The sequence below is a fragment of the Rhodopirellula sp. UBA1907 genome, assembly GCF_002337565.1.
Classification (GTDB): domain Bacteria; phylum Planctomycetota; class Planctomycetia; order Pirellulales; family Pirellulaceae; genus Rhodopirellula; species Rhodopirellula europaea.
The window spans coordinates 169,379-188,726 of the sequence record NZ_DDGH01000094.1 but is presented as its reverse complement, the minus strand read 5'-3'; the positions used below and the strand labels follow the sequence as shown (position 1 = coordinate 188,726).

20 protein-coding genes and 1 pseudogene are annotated in these 19,348 nt (G+C 56.9%); 8 read left to right on the top strand and 13 right to left on the bottom strand.

Annotated features, from left to right (window positions below; translation table 11 throughout):
- Positions 1-291 precede the first annotated feature (291 nt).
- The 6 genes from B2R17_RS22340 to tnpA all read left to right on the top strand — a co-directional run bounded on the left by B2R17_RS22340 (position 292) and on the right by tnpA (position 7,714).
- Entirely contained in the window at positions 292-1,560 is a 1,269-nt protein-coding gene (locus tag B2R17_RS22340; protein ID WP_039961663.1) for an ABC transporter substrate-binding protein, read from the top strand.
- Positions 1,557-3,488, top strand: a complete 1,932-nt coding sequence (locus B2R17_RS22335; protein ID WP_286765735.1) for a sensor histidine kinase — start codon at positions 1,557-1,559, stop codon at positions 3,486-3,488. Before B2R17_RS22340 ends, B2R17_RS22335 begins: the two co-directional genes overlap by 4 nt.
- On the top strand, positions 3,485-3,949 hold the full coding sequence (locus B2R17_RS22330; protein WP_007333573.1) for a response regulator: 465 nt from the start codon (positions 3,485-3,487) through the stop codon (positions 3,947-3,949). Before B2R17_RS22335 ends, B2R17_RS22330 begins: the two co-directional genes overlap by 4 nt.
- Before the next feature lie 216 nt (positions 3,950-4,165).
- On the top strand, positions 4,166-5,206 hold the full coding sequence (gene argC / locus B2R17_RS22325) for an N-acetyl-gamma-glutamyl-phosphate reductase (RefSeq protein WP_286765734.1): 1,041 nt from the start codon (positions 4,166-4,168) through the stop codon (positions 5,204-5,206).
- 87 nt (positions 5,207-5,293) lie between these two features.
- Entirely contained in the window at positions 5,294-6,643 is a 1,350-nt protein-coding gene (locus B2R17_RS22320) for a DUF1015 domain-containing protein (protein WP_286765733.1), read from the top strand.
- Between the two features lie 618 nt (positions 6,644-7,261).
- Positions 7,262-7,714, top strand: a complete 453-nt coding sequence (gene tnpA, locus B2R17_RS22315) for an IS200/IS605 family transposase (RefSeq protein ID WP_008655702.1) — start codon at positions 7,262-7,264, stop codon at positions 7,712-7,714.
- Positions 7,715-8,033: 319 nt separating this feature from the next.
- Here tnpA and B2R17_RS22310 read toward each other — a convergent pair whose 3' ends face one another.
- The 13 genes from B2R17_RS22310 to B2R17_RS22250 form a co-directional block, all read right to left on the bottom strand.
- Positions 8,034-8,969 (bottom strand): lactate/malate dehydrogenase family protein, encoded by a 936-nt coding sequence (locus B2R17_RS22310; protein WP_008655704.1) that lies wholly within the window; start codon positions 8,967-8,969, stop codon positions 8,034-8,036.
- Positions 8,970-9,113: 144 nt separating this feature from the next.
- Positions 9,114-9,977, bottom strand: a complete 864-nt coding sequence (locus tag B2R17_RS22305; protein ID WP_008655705.1) for a class II aldolase/adducin family protein — start codon at positions 9,975-9,977, stop codon at positions 9,114-9,116.
- 86 nt (positions 9,978-10,063) lie between these two features.
- Entirely contained in the window at positions 10,064-10,366 is a 303-nt protein-coding gene (locus B2R17_RS22300; RefSeq protein WP_008670096.1) for a EutN/CcmL family microcompartment protein, read from the bottom strand.
- Positions 10,363-11,037 carry a hypothetical protein gene (locus B2R17_RS22295; protein WP_286765732.1) on the bottom strand — a complete coding sequence of 225 codons (675 nt, stop codon included), beginning with the start codon at positions 11,035-11,037 and terminating at the stop codon, positions 10,363-10,365. The genes B2R17_RS22300 and B2R17_RS22295 overlap by 4 nt, the downstream gene beginning before the upstream one ends.
- 81 nt (positions 11,038-11,118) lie before the next feature.
- Positions 11,119-11,406 (bottom strand): EutN/CcmL family microcompartment protein, encoded by a 288-nt coding sequence (locus B2R17_RS22290; RefSeq protein ID WP_286765731.1) that lies wholly within the window; start codon positions 11,404-11,406, stop codon positions 11,119-11,121.
- A 2-nt stretch (positions 11,407-11,408) separates the two neighbouring features.
- Complete coding sequence (locus B2R17_RS22285) at positions 11,409-12,833, bottom strand: aldehyde dehydrogenase family protein (RefSeq protein ID WP_286765730.1); 1,425 nt, start codon at positions 12,831-12,833, stop codon at positions 11,409-11,411.
- A 53-nt stretch (positions 12,834-12,886) separates the two neighbouring features.
- Positions 12,887-13,195: a EutN/CcmL family microcompartment protein gene (locus B2R17_RS22280; protein ID WP_286765729.1), complete on the bottom strand. Its 309-nt coding sequence runs from the start codon at positions 13,193-13,195 to the stop codon at positions 12,887-12,889.
- Positions 13,196-13,290: 95 nt separating this feature from the next.
- Positions 13,291-14,526, bottom strand: coding sequence for an acetate/propionate family kinase (locus tag B2R17_RS22275; protein ID WP_286765728.1), 1,236 nt, complete (start codon positions 14,524-14,526; stop codon positions 13,291-13,293).
- Between the two features lie 83 nt (positions 14,527-14,609).
- Positions 14,610-14,879: a BMC domain-containing protein gene (locus B2R17_RS22270; RefSeq protein WP_007324357.1), complete on the bottom strand. Its 270-nt coding sequence runs from the start codon at positions 14,877-14,879 to the stop codon at positions 14,610-14,612.
- Between the two features lie 70 nt (positions 14,880-14,949).
- Complete coding sequence (locus B2R17_RS22265; protein ID WP_008655717.1) at positions 14,950-15,246, bottom strand: BMC domain-containing protein; 297 nt, start codon at positions 15,244-15,246, stop codon at positions 14,950-14,952.
- A gap of 116 nt (positions 15,247-15,362) precedes the next feature.
- Positions 15,363-16,088, bottom strand: a complete 726-nt coding sequence (pduL, locus tag B2R17_RS22260) for a phosphate propanoyltransferase (protein WP_286765727.1) — start codon at positions 16,086-16,088, stop codon at positions 15,363-15,365.
- A complete protein-coding gene (locus B2R17_RS22255) occupies positions 16,085-16,960 on the bottom strand; it encodes a DeoR/GlpR family DNA-binding transcription regulator (RefSeq protein WP_286765726.1) in 876 nt (291 codons plus the stop codon). The genes pduL and B2R17_RS22255 overlap by 4 nt, the downstream gene beginning before the upstream one ends.
- Before the next feature lie 186 nt (positions 16,961-17,146).
- Positions 17,147-17,740 (bottom strand): hypothetical protein, encoded by a 594-nt coding sequence (locus tag B2R17_RS22250; protein WP_286765725.1) that lies wholly within the window; start codon positions 17,738-17,740, stop codon positions 17,147-17,149.
- Positions 17,741-17,824: 84 nt separating this feature from the next.
- On the opposite strand from B2R17_RS22250, the gene B2R17_RS22245 reads away from it, so the two are divergent.
- Entirely contained in the window at positions 17,825-18,910 is a 1,086-nt protein-coding gene (locus tag B2R17_RS22245; RefSeq protein WP_286765724.1) for a DMT family transporter, read from the top strand.
- 109 nt (positions 18,911-19,019) lie between these two features.
- A pseudogene (locus tag B2R17_RS22240) lies at positions 19,020-19,348 on the top strand (GTPase-activating protein); the annotation flags it as partial.

Below are 19,348 nucleotides of genomic sequence, written 5' to 3'. Positions count from 1 at the left end.
TCAACTTGGGTAAATCGGGTGCTTCGGCATCCGGTTGCTCGGTTGGAATCGATTGTTTTTGTTGTGAACGCTTGTCGGCCCTTCACGGGCACGACGGGGGTTCAAAGACGTCGCGAAAGGCTGCTCATATCGAGCGGCATTCGCATTGAACATTGACATGTGGGACGGGCGTTTGATCTGCTTCAGACGCCCGTTTTTTTTTGCGCCGTATATTTGATTTCTGTTCAAACGGCCCGGCGGAGAGCGGAGTTTTGTTTCCGTTCAATGCAACCACTTTCATCAATGTTCGCCATGAGAATCAATCGCCGCGAAATGATTGGCGCTAGTTTGGCTTCCGCAGCCGCCGTTGCCAGTTCGGACGTGTTTGCGGCGCCGGCCATTCACAACTCGGAAAAACCGGTTGTGCGTGTCCTGGGGACCCATGTGACCTTGCAGGAAGATCTGCGAGTTCGCGCGGAGGCGGATTTGGGAATTCGGCTGGAGTTTTCGCCGGGCGGAAGTGCGGAGGTTCTGCACCGAGCTTCGACACGTCCAGAGACGTTCGATCTTTATGAGCAATGGTCCAATAGCATCCGCGTGCTTTGGCAGGCAAACGCTATTCAGCCGATTGATCGAAAGCGAATTCGTTACTGGGATGAAATCAACCCGCTGACCCGCGAAGGGCGTTTGACTCCCCAGGCCAAGCTTGGCGCCGGTGATGCACCAAACAAGTTACTTTTCATTCAGCCAGACGGAACTTTGGGCGGTATGCCGACGGACAACGTGACGTTCTTGCCCTATGTGCACAACGTGGACTCGTTTGGCTATGACGCATCGATCGTTCCGCGTGGGGTCCCGTTCGAGACCGAATCGTGGGCTTGGTTGCTCGATGAGCGTTGGGCTGGGCGAGTCGCGATCGTCAATGAACCGACCATCGGCCTGTTCGATTTGGCTTTGGCCGTTCAGGCGAAGGGGCTGGCCGAATTTGAAGACATCGGCAATCTGAGCGAAGCCGACTTGGAAACGCTGTTCAAGATCTTAGAACACTACCGTCACGAAGGTCATTTTCGCGGTGTCTGGAGCAGCGTCCCTGCATCGGTTGATTTGATGAGCAGCGGCGAGGCTGTCATTGAAAGCATGTTTTCACCAGCGGTGTTCGATTTGAAAGGCCGCGGGATCGATTGCGTTTACGCATCTCCCAAGGAAGGCTATCGAGCTTGGCACGGCGTGATGTGCTTGTCATCCAAAACGGTTGGTACGGTCAAGGACGCGGCGTATGAATACATGAATTGGTGGTTGTCGGGATGGCCCGGAGCATTCATTGCTCGCCAGGGCTACTACATCTCCAACCCGCAACGCTCGCGGGAGGAGCTCAGCGAAGCCGAATGGGACTACTGGTATCAGGGCAAACCCGCCGCGACAGACTTGCTGGGCACGACTGGTCAGGTGGTCGTTAAACAGGGGCAGCGTCGAGATGGCGGTTCCTATGTCAAGCGGTTCAGCAACGTTGCGGTTTGGAACACAGTGATGAAGTCGTACGAAGCCAGCCTTCAACATTGGAACGAGTTCTTGGCAGGATGAGCACCTTGATCTCTCGTCTGGTAGGGCGGACGCTTCGGCAACGCATTTATCTCGCCAGCGCGTGCTTCGTGTTACTGTGCGTCTTGGTTGCATGGTTTGGTATCACCGGGCAATTGGCTTTGCTCAAGAGCTTTGCCGAGTACCAGCGTGCGGAGAACACATCGGTCGCCATTGAATCGATCGAGCGAAAGGTTCAGGAACTGAAGTCTCGCAGCGAGCGATATCTTTTGACTGGAGCCTCGGCTCAGTATCGAGCCGCACTCAGTTTGCAGGATCAGTTGGCGGAGGAGATCGAACGTGCCAAAGGTGAAACGCCAGCGATCCAGGAAACGTTGGATCAGATGGAAGGCCACCTGAAAGTATTGAGCGACCAAATGAAATTGGCCGCTGAGGAACGTGACCTTCGATCTCGGTTAGTACAAATCGAGTTGCCAGAGAAGGCGGAGCGTGTTCGCGAAGCGTTCAACGCCTTGCGAGGGCAATGGATGATGTCTCCCGTCGAAAAGGAGACGCAGATTCATCAACACGGGAATGCCCGCGGTGCGTATGTTTCGGCGCATCGATCTTTGCTGGAGTACTTCAATCACCCGAAGTCGGCGAGTTTCGATCTCGCCAGTCAGCGTCTTGAGAAAGCGATATCGATTTGCGAGGAACTCAAAGAAAATCCTGATAATCAGCAGGCCGACATCCAGCTGATGATGGAAGAGTTGCTCGCGAGTTTGAATGAGTTTCGACGAGTCGGGACGCGGGCGTTTCAAGCAACCCGTGGGTACATGGTGTATTCCAATGTTGTGATGGCCGGTGAGATATCTGAGTTCAGCTATCGTTCGTCTCAGCTGAAGGAGTACGTCCAAGAACAGAAGACCTTGAACCAGCGAAACCGTGAAACATCATTTCGACAATCGCAGTACGCGGCGGTGGGAGCGGCCATCGGAGCGGTTCTATTGGCAATCTTTCTCGCGACGAGTCTCTCGATGGCAGTCGTCGGACCGATCGGTCGTTTGACGGAGATGTTCCGGCGTTTGGCGGCTGGTGAGACGATGGCAATCAGCGGTGAAATCGGACGCACGGACGAAATTGCGGAAATGGTCAACGCAGCCCGAGTCTTTAGCGATAAGAATCAGGAAACGACTCAGTTGCTGATTCGTTCCGAAACGCTGAGCCAGGAGTTGGCGAAGAAGGCCGATGCTCTCGTTGAATCCAATAGAGAGCTTGATAACTTCGCTTACATCGCGTCTCACGATTTGAAATCACCACTGCGAGGCATCCAGCACCTGGCGAGTTGGGTCCAGGAGGATTGTGAAGATATCTTGCCCGAAACGTCGCAGACGCACCTGGCTCACATGCAATCTCGCGTCCGCAACATGGAATGCTTGCTCGATGACCTGCTCAATTATTCACGAGTCGGTCGGGTGGATGCTCGTCCTGAAGTAGTGGACTGCAGTGAAGTGGTTTCGGGAATCGTAGAGATGGCGGATAATTCGGAAGACTGCCAAGTTTCGTGGGAATCGCTTCCAACATGTTCCACGGTTCGGACGCCCCTGAAACAGGTCTTGCTGAATCTGATCACCAACGCAATCAAGTACAATGACAAGGGGTCGGAAGGCCGCGTGAACGTGCGATGCGTCCAGGAAGCGAATTGGTACAGGTGGGAAGTCAGCGATAACGGTATCGGGATCGAGCCCCGGTTTCACGAAAAAGTATTCCAAATGTATCAGCGTGTCGCTCCAGAAGTTTCCGAAGGAAGCGGCATGGGACTTGCGATAGCCAAGAAACATGTGGAACATTACGGCGGAGAAATAGGAATCCAGTCGTCACCGGGAGAGGGAACCACATTTTGGTTCACTTGGCCGGTACAGATCGAAACGGTGAAGACGTCACCCAACGGCGAACTCGCTGAAGACCCCATTGCAAACGTGCCCACATGAAACCGTCTCCTGTCGACAGTTCGAACCAAGACGACGTGAAGCGTCCGACGTTCCTTTTGATCGAGGACGATGCGGTCGACGCCGAGGCGTTTCGACGCGCGGTGAAACGGAACCAAGTCGATTGCGAATTAGTCCATGCCAGCGATGGCGGCGAAGCTTTGGAAAAGCTGCGTAACATGGTCGACGAAAACGACGATATTGGCGTTCTGGCGTTTCTCGACCTGAACATGCCTGGACTCAACGGGCACGAATTCTTAGCTGAGGTTCGCCGGGACGAATCGTTGAAACGGCTGGCTGTGTTCGTTGTGACGACTTCTCGCCACAAACGCGACATTGCATTGGCATACGATAAAAACGTCGCTGGCTATTTCGAAAAGGATGACTTGGCATCGGTGCTGGAAATCGCTCGCCAATTCGCGGGACGCTTGGTCTTCCCGACCCTGGGCGGCAAAAGCGACTGACGACCTGTCGGGGCTTCGCACGACAATGGGCTGACGCTGATTTCGGGCTGTTAGCTGTCTGCGTTTGGGCTCCTGTTCTTCGCGCGGCTCGGCCGACCAACTTTTCCGATGTAGTCACATGGTTGTCGATGACGCCGGAAAAAGCGACAACATCGGTGCGAGATCGTTCACCGCTTGAGTGAACCCGTTCCGAGTTGAAGCCTTCTTAGTTGCACCATGTCATCATCCAATCTCCGCGTCGCTCTCGTTGGATCGACCGGTTACACCGCACTCGAAGTCGCCCGATTGTTGCTCACCCACCCCAGTGCGGATTTGGTCGTCGCGACCAGTCGCCAAGACGAGGGCAAACCGCTGTCGGAAATTCATCCGATGCTGGCTGGACGCTGTGACGTGGCGCTGCAACCGCTCGACGCGGACGTGATCGCCAAATCGGCCGACGTTGCGATGTGCTGCTTGCCCCACGGAGCCTCCGCAGAAAGCGTCAAGCAATTGGCCGACGCTGGAATGCGGGTGATCGACTTCAGTGCCGATTTCCGGCTGTCGAGCCTTGAGACGTACGAGCATTGGTACGGCGTTAAGCATCCATGGCCGGAACGGATTGGTAACGTCGTCTACGGCATGCCCGAGTTCTTTGCCGATGAAATTCGCACTGCCGACATCGTTGCCAATCCAGGGTGCTATCCCACGTCTGCGATCATGCCGCTTGCTCCACTGGTGAAAGCGGGATTGATCGAAACCGACGACATCATTGTCGACAGCAAATCGGGCGTGTCAGGTGCGGGCCGTTCACCTAAGCTGGGAACGCTTTACTGCGAGACCAACGAATCGATCTCCGCCTACGCGGTCGGAACGCACCGTCACGCACCCGAGATCGCGGACCTGGTCGAACGGATCGCGGGGGCTCCGATCGAAGTGATGTTCACACCTCACCTGACTCCGATGGATCGTGGCATTCTGTCGACGATCTATGTGAAGCCGGCGGGCAAAGCTGGTTCGGTGGAGGAAGCCGTTCGTTCGATGATGAGTTTGTTGCGAGATACTTACTCGGACCAACCTTGCGTCCACGTGGTCGATCACTTGCCCGCGACGAAGTATGTCGCCGGGACCAACCACGTTCAGATTTCGGTTCGTCCCTCGGGCAAACGTGCTGTCATCGTTTGTGCGATCGATAACCTGACCAAGGGTGCCAGCGGCGCGGCCGTGCAAAACATGAACGTGATGTTCGGTTTGCCAGAAACGGCTGGTTTGTTGATGTGATCTCGCGTTCGTTGGTGTGAGGCTCATGCCACGGATGTTTGCAAATCGACTTGGACTTTGAAACGTTGTTCTGCATCGGAGCTTGTTATGCCAGAAGTCACACCGTTTGCCGCGTTGCGTTACAACCTGGATCACATTCGGTCGTTGCCCGAAGTTGTCGCTCCGCCGTATGACGTCATCGACGAAGACTATCAAGACGTGCTCTACAAGCGGCACCCATCCAATGTGATTCGCGTGATCTTGAATCGCGAGGAACCTGGTGATGAGGTTGGCGAGACGTACTCGCGGGCAGCCGGTTTCGTTAAACAGTGGATCAGCGAAGGTGTGCTGAAGCAGGACGACGAACCGGCGTTCTATCTCTATCACCAAACCTTTGAGATTTCGGGTGACGGTGGCAAACCCGAGACGGTGACCCGGCGCGGGTTCATGGGGCGAGTTCGCTTGGAGCCCTTTGGGAAAGGCAGCATCCATCCGCACGAGGAAACGCATCCCAAGGCGAAGGTGGATCGTCTGAAACTGCTGAAGGCGACGGAGCAGAACAACAGCCCAATCTTTGGCTTGTATCCCGACAATGACAACGCGGTCATTGAATGCTTGGAAACTGCCAGGGCCAATGTCACACCGATTGAAGCCACCGACGATGCAGGCGTGGTTCACACCGTTTGGCCGATCACGGATTCTGAAGCCATCACGAAGGCCAGTCAATTGTTGGCGGACAAACCGATGTACGTTGCCGACGGACACCATCGATACGAAACGGCATGTGACTACCGAGACTTCGTCGCGGAGCAGGCCGGCGGTATCGCCCCGGATCATCCGGTGAACTTTGTGATGACGATGTTGGTGGGCATGAACGATCCAGGATTGGTCGTGCTGCCAACACACCGATTGATTCGCGGCATTCGTCCGCTGCGCTCAGATGAGTTGATCGAACGACTTGGCGATCGTTTCGATTGCGAAACGCTCAGCGGTGGCATGTCTGCGGCACCTGATGCTTGGACACGAATCCAGTTGGCGAATCGTCAAAGTTTGATGGCGTTGTATGCCGCGGAGGATGAGACGTGGGTGATGATCAATGCGAATGAGACGGCGCTGATTCGCATGTCGGAGCTCGCCGGCAACCAAAGTGCGACCTGGCGATCGCTGGGCGTCAGCTTGTTGCACAAGTTGGTGTTGGAAGATTGCTTGGGAGAGACAAATCATCCCAAGCCAACCTATGTCCACGAGGTGAACGATGTGTTGGCCGGTTTGAAAGGCGAGACCGACCCCGCGGAATCAGAAGGTGACGGCGAATACACCTTCGCGGCGCTCGTCATGCCCGCCACGGTGTCGGATGTTGAGCAGATCAGCCTGAACCACGAACGCATGCCCGCCAAAAGCACCTACTTCTACCCCAAGTTGCTGAGTGGTTTGGCGTTTCATCGATTGATGCCGTGAGCGATGAGGGAGTCGGAGAATGGGGCGATACGCCGCAAGCCCCAGTGTTCCAAATCGACGGCCCCGTCCGGGGCGGATGGACAAATTCTTTGGGGAAAGGTTCTCGGGGCTGACACCCCGAGCTAAGAACGCGGACTCCTCCGGAGCCATGCATGCACAACCGCCCCGGACGGGGCCGCCCTCGGCATTCGACGAATAGCTCGTCTGGGGCAGTGAGTCGGATGAATTTGGCCGTTGGCCAAAACGTGCGGGTGGCACGTTGCAAGACCAGGGGCGTTGCCCGCTGGCTATGTTGAGTTTGGCCTTTGGCCAATGCGGTTGACTGGCCAACGGCCAGTTTCATCGAAGCCAGGGCCAACGCCCCTGGTACTCGGACCGACATCGATCGGTTTGGCCAACGGCCAAGATCAACCGGGCCGCCTCGCATGCGATGTCAGACGCCACAATTGCCTCTCGGAACACCCCGGCGTCTTGATCGTCTAAGCTGAATGTCGGTTGTCGGCCACTCTGGCCAACGGCCAGTTTCAACGAAGCCAGGGGCATCGCCCCTGGGACTCGAACCAACGTCGAAGGGTTTGGCCAACGGCCAAATTCAACCGAACGGGGAGACGACATCCAATGCCACAGTCATTGTCTCAACTCTATGTTCACTTGATCTTCAGCACCAAAGACCGGTTCCCGTTCTTAAAAGACGACATCCGAGACCGCGTTCACGCCTACCTGGCATCTGTTCTACGCGAAATGGGGGCGCCGTTCGTGGTCGTGGGCGGCGTCGACGATCATGTTCACGTTCTATTTGATATGGGCCGGATTCATCCAGCAAAAGATTTCGTTGAAAAAGTCAAACGTGAGACGTCCAAGTTTGTGAAGACGCTACGTCCCAATCTGGACAAATTTTATTGGCAGCGCGGATACGGGATCTTCTCCGTTTCTCCGACGCATCGTGAGAGCGTCGTTGAATACATCGAGAACCAGCAATCGCATCACCGAGCAACAACGTTCCAAGAGGAGTACCGCGACTTCCTCAAACGATATGGGATCGCGTTTGATGAGCGATATGTTTGGGAGTGATGAGGATGAATTTGGCCGTTGGCCAAAGCGCGCGGTTGGCGTGTGGCAAGACCAGGGGCGTTGCCCGCTGGCTATGTTGAGTTTGGCCTTTGGCCAAGGATGACAGGCCGACATGAAAGACTGGCCAACGGCCAGTTTCATCGAAGCCAGGGGCATCGCCCCTGGAGCTCGAATCAACATCGAACGGTTTGGCCAACGGCCAAAATCAAAGAATGATAGGCCGACTGCCAGCCTCTTGGAGCCAACGGCATCTTGGTAGCTGGGCTCGCCAGAATTCAGATGCTCGAGCGAGTGGACCTCCGAATTCTGGTGAATCTTGCTACTTGATCCGTGGCAGGACGGTGTCGAGTGTTTTGCGGAGGGCGGCGCCGCTGGCTCGGAGGCCTTGGACTTCCTTGGGCCAGAGGTCGATCTCGAGTTGGTCGACGACTCCGGTGCGGCCAACCACGGTGGGGACGCTGAGTGCCACATCGTGGATGCCGTAACAGCCCGATTGCACGCTGCTGACGGGCAGCAAGCACTTGCGGTCGAGGATCACGGCGTCGATCACATCGCGGATGGCAATGCCGACGGCGAAGCCCGCTCCGCCCTTGCGTTTGATGACTTCTGCACCACTGCCACGAGTCCGGGTGAACAACTGATTCGCGAGAGCTGGGGTCCAGCCTGGGAATTTTTCGAGTGGCAAGCTGCCGATCGCTGCGCTGCTCCAGATGGGAACCATCGTGTCGCCGTGTTCGCCCAAGATCAACGCTTTCGTTTGCGTTGGTGGTGCCTTGAGTTCTTCTGCAATCAACGAGCAGAATCGGATGGTGTCGAGCTGCGTTCCCAATCCGATGACTTGCTTGGTTGGCAATCCAAGCATGCCTGCGGCGACGTACGTCAGGATGTCGACGGGGTTGCTGACGACCAGCACGATCGCAGATTGCTTCGGCCCGGCGGCCTTCACATCGCGAAGGATTTGGACGAACAAGTCGGTGTTGCGGTTGATCAAGTCCAAACGTGACTCGTCCGGTTTGCGACGCAGACCCGCGGTGATGCAGATGATGTCGCTGTCAGGAATGTGCTCGTAGCCACCACCCACAATCGTTTGATCCGCGGTGCTTGGCGAACCGTGTTGCAAATCCAACGCGTGACCCACGGCGGTTTCAACGTTGACGTCGAGCAACGCGATTTCGCGAGCCAAGCCGCCGCACTGCAACGCGTAAGCGGCACAAGATCCGACGAGGCCGCCGGCACCAATGATGGAAACTTTCATGGGATCAGTTGAGTTGGATGTGGGGGATGGTTTGTGTGGGAACGTCAGGGCAATGTGGCATAGGCTTCCAGCCTGTGAGTGCGCAACCACAGGCTAGAAGCCTATGCCACATCCGAATTCTGGCGAATCCGGCTACCTCGTGAGCTAGCTCGATGCTTTCATCTGACGCATGACTTCGTTGGTGATCAGCTTCACGAGCTGCTCTTCGTCCACACCAGCAGGTGCAGCCGATGCCGAACCGGAAGTCTTGATCGGTGGCGGTGGTGCGAAGGCACGACGCTCGACGCCCGAGTCCTTCCACGATTCGCGGAAAATGTCGTTGGCGCAGATATCACAATCTTCGTACTCGGAAGTGTTGCGTGGGTCTTTGAAGCCCCATTTGTCCTTCAGTTCCAGCAATTCACGCGACTTGGTTTCGTCCAAGTACGACACGTTGCCCAATTGTTTGGCGAGCAACAACATGCGGCAGTACGAATCAAGGATCTCGGTCCACCAGTAAGCTCGTTCCACCGATTCACCGTACGAAACGGTGCCGTGGTTGGCCAAAATCATGACGTTCGTTTTTTCAACGAAGGGAATGATCGTGTCGGCGAAGGCTTGTCCGCCAGGTGTTTCGTACTTGGTGATCGGCACGTCGCCGAGGAAGACTTCGACCTCGGGCAAGATGCACTGTGGAATGGGCTCGCGAGCGATCGCAAACGCGGTTGCGTGCGGTGGGTGGCAGTGAACGACGGACTTGATGTCAGCACGTTGCTTGTAGATTTCCAAGTGCAACAACGCTTCGCTGCTGCGTTTCTTGCGGCCGGCGATTTGTTTGCCGGTCATGTCGATCATCGAGATGTCGTCCGGCGTCAAATAGCCTTTGCAGTGCATCGTCGGTGTGCAGAGGACTTCGTTTTCGCTGACGCGGACGGTGATGTTGCCGTCGTTGGCCGCCGCGAATTGACGGTTGTAGATGCGGCGACCGATGTCGCACATGTCTTGTTTGATCTTATGGATGTTTTGCATGACAAGTGGTCCAAGTCAGGAAAGGGAAGTCGAGAGATGGGAGATGAATCGGAACGGGGTGAGCGTTCCGAATTGAGTTTTGTTGATCACGAGGTTTGCACCTCGCAGTGGTCCAGGATGGCGACGATGGAAGCGTCGGTTGGTTTGACATCGGGGCGAAAGGGAGCAGCGGATTCAGGCCCTTCGGCCAAAGCGACCCAGTCCCCCTGTCCACTGCCAACCAAATCCCACGCGACGATGGTGTCACCACCGATTGGTTTCACGTCGTCTTGGTTGACCTGGATTTGGTCCGCGGACTCCACGACTTCGACGCAGCGAAGTTTGTAGCCCTGCATGGACGGATGCATTCGCGAAAGCGTCACGGTTCCTATCACACGAGCGATCTTCATCGAGATGTCTCCTGTGGCGTGGAAGCGGTCGGCTTCGGCAATTGAGCAATGGTGTTCGCAGCGTTGACGAGAGCGACGAGGTTGAATCGCTGCATGTCGAGCACAAATGTGTCGGCGTTAATTTCTGATGCGAATCGCGGGATGTCTTCGAGCCGAGTGATCAAGACCGCTCGCGAACCCGATTGAATGCGATCGAACAAGGTCGCGGCAGGACGGTCGGTCACAATCACGGAGCGGTGGGCTCGCGGGCAATGATCAACGCCGCGAAGCGAAAGCTGACGAGCCAGCGCGTCGCGAATGGATTTGGAGGATATGTCGGTGTGCAGTTGGATGAAGCGTTTACCGGAGTTGCTCGCCGGTTTGGCTGAAGCGGCGTGCGTGGACTTCGATCCAGCCAGTGTGATTCCGCGTGCTCGCATTTCGTCACGAGCGGCGGGGGTCACGATGCCTCCGGACAACTGAACCTGGGTGATCCCCGCGGGGATGCCCTGAATGACGTCGACGCTGATGACTTTGTCGTTCAGGACGTGAACGGTTTCATCGTTCGGCGTTGGTTTGGACGGCGAAACGCTGGTGTCGGTTTGGTCTCGCAACCGGCACAACACCTGCTCAACGATCGACGCGACGTCGACGCTGTTGGGCGTTGCGGATTGGGTTGCGGGAGAGGTCATTGGTTTGGATTGGTAGCCGGATTCGCTGGGATTCGGTTGTTGGGTTGGTGTTTGACTCACAGGCTGGAAGCCTATGCCACTTCACTTCTTCTTGGATTTCTTCATCTTTGTCGGTTCGTCGATCAGTCCTTGGACGCTCCAGCGAGCGGGGCAGGTTTCGAAACCGGTCATCTCGCGGATGGGGCCGGTTTCGCTGGTTAGCATCACGCGGTCACCGACTCGGCACCCGAGTTCATCCAACACGAGCAAGGGGGCTCCGTCCGGTTTCTCGTTCACGCCGGTGGGTTGAACGAGAACGAGACGTTGGCCTTGCAATGATTCGTGTTTGACGGTCGCGCGGGTGTGACCGATGACGCGTGCGGGTTGCATGCTCAGACCACTCGCAATTCGTCGATCATGCTGCAGCGTCGTTCGCGGGTGAACGTGTCAGGTGTCGTGACGCCTTCGCCGGTTGGGCCTGCGATGGAGAACGACAGGTAGCCTTCGCCGCCCAGTCCCAACGATGCCATGCAAGGACCGTTTTTGACGTACAGGGTTGTGTCCAACTCCTTGCCCATCTTGGTCATGTTGTGAACGTTGCGGGAGTGAATGATCGCGGTGTGACGGAAGCCGTGTTCGTAGTGCTTGGCCATCGCGATCGCGTGGTCCACGTCACGCGCTCGGACGAACGGGATGAACGGCATCATTTGTTCAACGCTGACGAACGGGTGATGTTCGTCGGTTTCGCCAAAGACCAACTCGCACGATTCGGGAACCTTCACACCAGCGGCGGCGGCCAGCACCGCGGCGTCTTTGCCGATGTAGTCTTTTGCTGCGGCGTCGTGGTTGTCGTCACCGACTTGAGTGATCGCGACGGAAGTCAGCTTTGCGATTTGGGATTGGTCAAGCTGAACGGCTCCCGCACGTCGCATGGCGGCCATCATGTCATCGAAGACTGAATCAACGACGAAGACTTCTTTTTCAGCGATGCACAACAAGTTGTTGTCGTACGCACCGCCTTGGATGATGCAGCGAGCCGCGTTGTCGAGGTCGGCGGTTTCGTCGACGACGACGGGCGGGTTGCCTGGGCCAGCCACAATGGCTCGTTTGCCACTGTTCAGTGCTGCACGTCCCACGGCGGGACCGCCGGTGACACAGATCAATGCGACGTCGCGGTGACCGAACAGTTCCGCAGCACTTTCGAGCGTTGGTTCAGCGATCACGCAGATCAAGTTGTCGATGCCGACTTCGCGAGCGATTTCTTCGTTGAAGCGACGGACACCTTCGACGGCAACTAAACGACCGGATGGGTGAGGGTTGACGACGACGGCGTTTCCACCGGCGATCATGCTGACGGCGTTCCCGGTGATGGTTGGCAAGCTGTGCGTGACAGGCGTGATCGCCGCGATGACGCCAAACGGGGCTCGTTCGATGATCGCGAGACCGTGGTCGCCGGAGAAGGCTTTGGTTTGCAGGAACTCGGTGCCAGGCGACAGTTCGCCGAGGGCTCGCAGTTTTTCGATTTTGTGTTCGGGCCGACCGATGCCGGTTTCCCGCATTTCCATCAGGCCGAGTTCTTCGCAGTTCTCAATGCTGATCTTGCGAATGATATCGATCACGCGTTTGCGATCTTCCATCGGACGTTCGCGAAGTTGTTCGAACGCACGACGAGCCGCGGTGACCGCATCGGAAGCGTTGCCGAAGATGCCGTGGCTGCCTTCGAAGGCGTTCGCCGAGTCCGACAAACTGGGCATCGGGCCGACTTCCGCGAGCACTTGTGCGACCACGCTGCGAATGGTGTTTTCGTCGAGTTGCATGATGAGAGATGAATGAGGGGTGATGGAGTGGAGCAGGAAAGCGATGGCACGTGTCAGGTGCCGACTTTCACCTCTTTGGCATCCACGTGAACGGAATCGACCAAGCCGATGACGACCGCGTCGATGGGAAGTGTTTTGGTTTCGGGGGTCAGTCGAGCGCTGCTGCCTTGGCACACCAGCACCAACTCACCTTCACCAGCGCCCAACGTGTCGACCGCGATGAAAGTGCGTCCCGTTGAAGAAAGCTTTGCACGCGTTTTCTCATCGAGCCGGTAAGGCTCGACAATCAACAGCTTGTGACCGGTCATGGATGCAACCTTTTGGGTGCAAACGACCGATCCGGTGACGCGGGCTAGAAACATGGGAGTGGTGGGTTGAGGTGATGTGTTTGGGGAGATCGACGCCAGGTGGAACCTGCCTTGGAATTCATTTGCCAGGTGGAACCTGGCCTACAGTGCTACTGGGCGGCGAGAGCACGAAGGCTTCGCTTGGCCACGATCCATTCTTCGTTGGTGGGCAAAACCAGAATCTGAGTTCTGCTGGACTCGGTGTGCAGGCTTCCTTCACCACGCATGCCGTCATTCTTGGAGGCATCCAGTTCGATGCCAAAACCTTCCAGGCCTGAACAAACGGCGGCCCGGACCACGTCGCTGTTTTCACCAATTCCTCCGGTGAACACGATCGCATCCAAGCGACCCAGAGCGACCATCATTCCGCCGAGGTGTCGGCGAATCTCTTCGGTGTAAACACCGAGCGCTAATTTCGCGTCGGCGTTGCCATCGGAGGCGGCCGACTCGATGTCTCGCAAATCAGCCATGCCGCCGGAGAGACCTTTCAGTCCACCTTGGCTGGCCAGTGTTTGCAGGACTTCTTCCAGCGATTGGCTGGTTCGTTGCATGATCAACGGGATCGCGAAAGCGTCGAAATCGCCCACGCGGTTGTTTTGCGGGACGCCGGTTTGAGGTGTCATGCCCATCGTGGTCATGATGCTCTTGCCAGAATCGATCGCGGTTAGCGAACTGCTTCCGCCCAAGTGACACGAGATGATCTTGGCATCGTCGCGACCCAATACTTCTGCGGCACGTTCGGCAATGAAGCGGTGGCTGGAACCGTGGAATCCCCACTTTTGAATTTGCATCTCACGCGTCCATTCCGCAGGGATCGCGTAGGTGCGACGCTCCGGCGAAATCGTGTCGTGAAATTCGGTTTCAAACGCGGCGACCAACGGTAGCTCCGGAAAACGTTGACGTAACAGTTTCATCGCAGCGATGTACGGTGGGTTGTGCGCCGGGGCGGCGGCACTCATTTCGTCCATCGCTTCAAGCACTTCGTCATCGACGACGAAGGTGCCACTTTTGCGTCCACCGTGAACGGCTTTGAAACCGATCGCGGCAACTTCATTGGCCTCTTTCAAACATCCATTCTCAGGATGGGTCAGTTGGTCCAAGCAGGCTTGAACAGCAACGCCATGATCCGGCACGGGCATCTGCGTTTCTTCGCGAAACGTTTCGCCTTGATGCGATCGCGTCACAATCACTTCGCATTGACTGACGGGTTCGCCAATGCGATCGACGGCCCCACGAGCGAGCACGCGAGAGTCGGGGGAGGCATTCGCAGATTCATAGTCACCGGACATGTCCAGCAGCTTGTACTTGAAACTGGTCGAGCCCAGATTGGCAACGAGGATCAACATCGAATCACGGTCCTTGTGAAAGAGGTTTCACGCAGCGTGTGTGAACAGGTTGTGAACGTCGCAACCGGATCACACGGCGGCGATTAATTGAAGTAAGCGTTCATCAAGCCTTCGGCTGGACGAGCGATCACGTGGCTGCTGACCAATTCGCCGACTTGAGCGGCTGCGGCGGCACCGGCTTCGACGGCTGCGCGGACGCTTCCGACGTCACCGCTGACGACGGTCGTGACCATGCCACCACCGAGGTCGACGCGTTTGACAACAGCGACGTTGGCGGCTTTGGCCATGGCGTCGGTGGCTTCGACCAACGGCAAGAGGCCCTTCGTTTCAATCAAACCAATGGCATCGTTCATTTGAGATTCTCTAAAAGTTGTTTTGGTGAGGTGGGAGACAATCGGGGTGACAGACGCTGCTGTCGCTCGATCACTTTTTGCTGGATGAAGGCAGCTTCAGGATCTTTTCCAAGTCGCCGTGTGGGCGTGGGATCACTTGAACGCTGACGACTTCGCCGACGCGACCAGCGGCTGCGGCACCCGCATCGGTGGCTGCTTTGACAGCGGCGACATCGCCGGTGACGAACACGGTTGCCAAGCCAGCACCAATCTTGTCCCAACCAAGGAACTGAACGTTGGCGGCTTTCATCATTGCGTCGGTTGCCTCCACTGCTGAAACGAAACCTTTGGTTTCGATCATGCCGAGGGCTTCACTGATTTTGGCCATCTTTTGAGATACCTAAAAAGGAAAGGGGAAAACGTGAGAGAGTGAGAGTTGGCGATTTGCCAACAGTTTCAATCACCGGACCGAACTGGCACCGGCGAACGGTTTGAGTGAGTCGATCAGTGCTGGCAAGCACAGCCGGACTTTTTCAGTTCAACGCTGGTGGCTGCATCCAGGTTGCAAGCGTTGCCTTCGTCCGTGTCGATGTGAACTTCCAACTTGGCGGCTTTGTCGGCACGAACCAAAACGTCTTCGAACGAAACGCTGCAGTCGGGGCTGCGAACGGAAAGTTGCATCATGTCGCCATTGGAAACACCGTAGTACTCCGCGTCGGCGAAGTTCATGTGCACGTGGCGAGCGGCGCGGATGACGCCTTGTTCGAGTTGAACGCTGCCGGCGGGGCCGACCAACACGCACCCGGGCGTGCCGTCGATTTTGCCGCTGTGGCGAACCGGTGCGTTGATGCCCAGTGAGATCGAATCGGTCAGTGCCAGTTCGACTTGGCTGGCTCCACGGGTTGGTCCGAGCACGCGAACGCTGGGGAGCATTCGTTTGCGAGGTCCGACGACCATCACGGTTTGCTTGGCTGCGTAGAAGCCATCTTGGTAGAGGTCTTTGTCAGGTTCCAAAACGCTGCCGCGACCGAACAAGATTTCAACATGCTCGTCAGTCAGGTGGCAGTGGCGAGCGGAAATGCTGACACGCAAGTTCGGTTTGCCATCGACCCAACCCAGAGGTTGTTGTCCGGCGGAAGCGACCGACGGGGCTGGCGGTGCCATGCCCGATTGACGGATCGCGTTGCGAACGAGGGATTCAATGCGTGAACGATCGACAGCCAAGCTCATGAGAGATTCGCGTTGTTCAAGGAATGGGTGGGGGAGGAGTTCGATGGGGACGCGGCCGGAGCCGGCGTCGATGATTTGTGCGGCGACTGGGCCTGCGATGACTGAGTCAACGGGGACTGGGCCAAGCGTAGTTGGACACCGGCGGATTCCAGCCACGCTTTCGCGTCAGAATCCAGCCCGTCGTCCGTGACAACCGTGTCAATCTGTTGCAATTCGCAAATTCGGCTCAAACTGGTTTTTCCGAACTTGCTGTGGTCGGCCAACACGATGCCTCGTTCGGCCGAAGCGAGCATCGCCTTTTCGCTTTCCACCAGCATCATGTCGCTGTTGAAAAATCCGCGAGGCGAGACGCCGGCGACCGACAAGAACGCGGTGGTGACGTGGATGTTTGCCAATTGCGAATCGGCCAGAGGACCGATCGTGACCGAGGTGCGACCGCGAACGCAGCCTCCGATCATGACCAAGTCGATTGAATCGCTGGTGGAAAGCAAATGCGCGACCGGCAGCGAATTCGTCACGACTTGCAGCGGCCGATGGATGATCAGGCGAGCCAATTCGTAAACCGTGCTGCCGCCATCCAGCAAAATGGTGTCGTGGTCGGCGATCAATTCCGACGCGGCTCGGCCGATCGATTGTTTCGCGGCCCAGAAATCGTCGTTTCGGGATTCGAATACGCTGATCGTGTCGGAATCGCCCGTCCAGTAGACGCCGCCGTGGGTGCGACGCGCCAAACCGGCTTCTTCCAGCATTTCCAAATCGCGACGGATCGTCGATTCGCTGACCGACAATTGCGACGCCAGTTCGCCCAAAGCCGCGAATCCGCGGTCTTTGACCAAATCACGCAATCGATCTCGACGTTCGTCGGTGGTCACTGAGTGGGGCGCTGTGGGGATTGGGGCGCTGTAGCGAAGAATCTACCCGGCAGGTCCGTTGCTCATTTGCAAGATTTCTTGCAAGGCGAAAGGTTTCTGCCATCGGCTGGTATTATTCTTTCAAGCCTACACCATTGCAAGCGTCCAATTGTGTGGATTTGGAAAAGATGGGAGGAATGAATGTCGCTACGCGTTGGGCTGGGCGGCGATTTCGGGATTGTCAGTGATAGATACCAACCACCCACTGGTCCGATCGAGCATCTCGAGCGCGTCGATCCCCACTGATTCCCAGATATAGATGGAAGTCTGGGTGGATAGGGTAGAGTTTGAGCCGTCTGGAGCTGTCGCCGCGATCGTGACGTTTGGAAGATCTCTTTCACGAAACAGCTTCAAGGCGGTGAGCAATTGTTGCCGCGTTTCAGCCCATTGCTCCAAAACGTTTCGCTGGATCGCTGAGTCAATCGGCTGCCACACCAGTTTGACTTTCTGCGTTCGATCACCGGCGGATCCATCGGGATTGGTCGGCTCTGGACGCCGGAGCTCGCACAGCCTTCCACCCTCCGCTGCCAATTTTGAGCCATCCAGGTAGACTCGTCGCAGTTGATTGTCTGCGTTGAATTGGTAGACCCGGTCGGGGCCATCGTAGAAAGCCGGTCCACCGCCGGTTCGCCAGCCGACCACCCATTCTCGGCCGCTCGCCCGGTGCAGCAGCCGAGCTCGCTCGGGCAAATTGACGCCCTCCAACAGTAAGTCTTCGCGGTCGTGCGTTTCGCGTGCCATCGTCTTCGGGTTGTTTGTTGGACTGAATACGTGAATTGAACTGTCGCTAACTGTCTCTTTCTATCTTCTTCGTTCGGATGCCCCATGAGTTCTGATTCTTCGATCGATCAGAACGACTTTGCCGTCGAGGATGTGGACACGGCGGCGGTTGTGTGGTGGGAACGACTCGGCAGCGGAATGATTTCGCCCGGAATTGGCTTTGGCATCGTGGCGGGAATTGCCTCGGCGGTGTTGTACACGCTGGCGAACATCTCGCTCCGCAATGCGATCTCGGTGGACCCGTTCATTGTTTCGACCTTCAAAGCGGCTCCGACCGTGTTGGTTCTGACGCCCTATTTGGCGGCGGTCAAAGCCAGCGGACGACCGATTGCGACCAGTCGCCAATGGATTCCGATCTTCATTCCAATTTGCCTGATCGGGCAAGTCATTGGCAACGGCGCTTTCCAGGTGGCTCTTGGCAGCATCGGTTTGGCTGCGTCGGTGCCGATCACGCTGGGATCGTTGTTGATCGGCAGTGCGATTTTGGGCCGGATTCTGCTGAGGGAACCGGTTCGTGCTCGGACGCTTGTTTCGATTGCCACGCTGATCATCGCCGTGATCGTGTTGTCTCAGTCTCGCGGAGTCGAACCAGTCGAGTGGAGTTCATCGTCGGCGGAAGTCTCGGAGGAACCGGTGGACTGGCTGCACTCGCCGATCGTTGGCGCTTTGTGCGCGGTGTCGTCCGGATTGGCCTACGCCGTTTTCAGCACGACGATGCGTTTCACGATGAAACGCGGGATGTTGGCGTCGATGGCGATGTGGATCAGCGGTGTTTCAGGCACGTTGGCGCTAGCCGGTATCGTCGCCGTGAGAACGGGATGGTCGCCGATCGCGGATATCCCACCGGCGATGTGGCAGTCTATGATTCTGGCCGGGATCTTCAATTTCACCGCATTCGTCGCGATTTCGACGGCATTGAAAGTTCTTCCGGTCGTGGCCGTGCACCTGATCAATGCGTCTCAAGTCGCGATGGCGAGCGTTGCCGGTGTGCTCGTCTTTGACGAACCCGTGACCAAGCTGTTGGTGCTCGGCATCTCGTTGACCCTGGCCGGACTGACGATCCTTGCCACCCGGCGGAGGCCGGCTCCGGATCCATCGACCACATTCCAGTCAACCTTTCGTTCGGAATAACCGATACACACGTTAAGACCCGTCGTGCCGTTGCAGAATGCTTGATTGCTGCGACTGCACCTCGGGAAGAACCCAACGTGATGTCACCGACCGCGGAAGAAAATTGACTGTGTCAGAAAAACGCCAACGTTTGGCCGCTTTGTTGATTGCAACAAGCTTGTCGACGTCTTCTTGTCTCGCCACCGTGGCCGTTCAAGCGGACGAACCCAAGATGGCTGCGCCGACGTTGGCCGCACCAGCGATGAGTCTGCCTGAGACGATGCAGTCGCCGAAACAATTGAGTTTCCCGGCATCGAGCGGCGATTCAGCAGCCGCCAAGGCTCAACCCGCGAAGGGATCAGTCGGCATGGTGCCATCGAAGTCGTTCGATGGAATCGACGGACCCGGACCTTCCAATGCGATTGAACCGCGAGTGGCCGGGCCCGCCGTTGTGGTTCA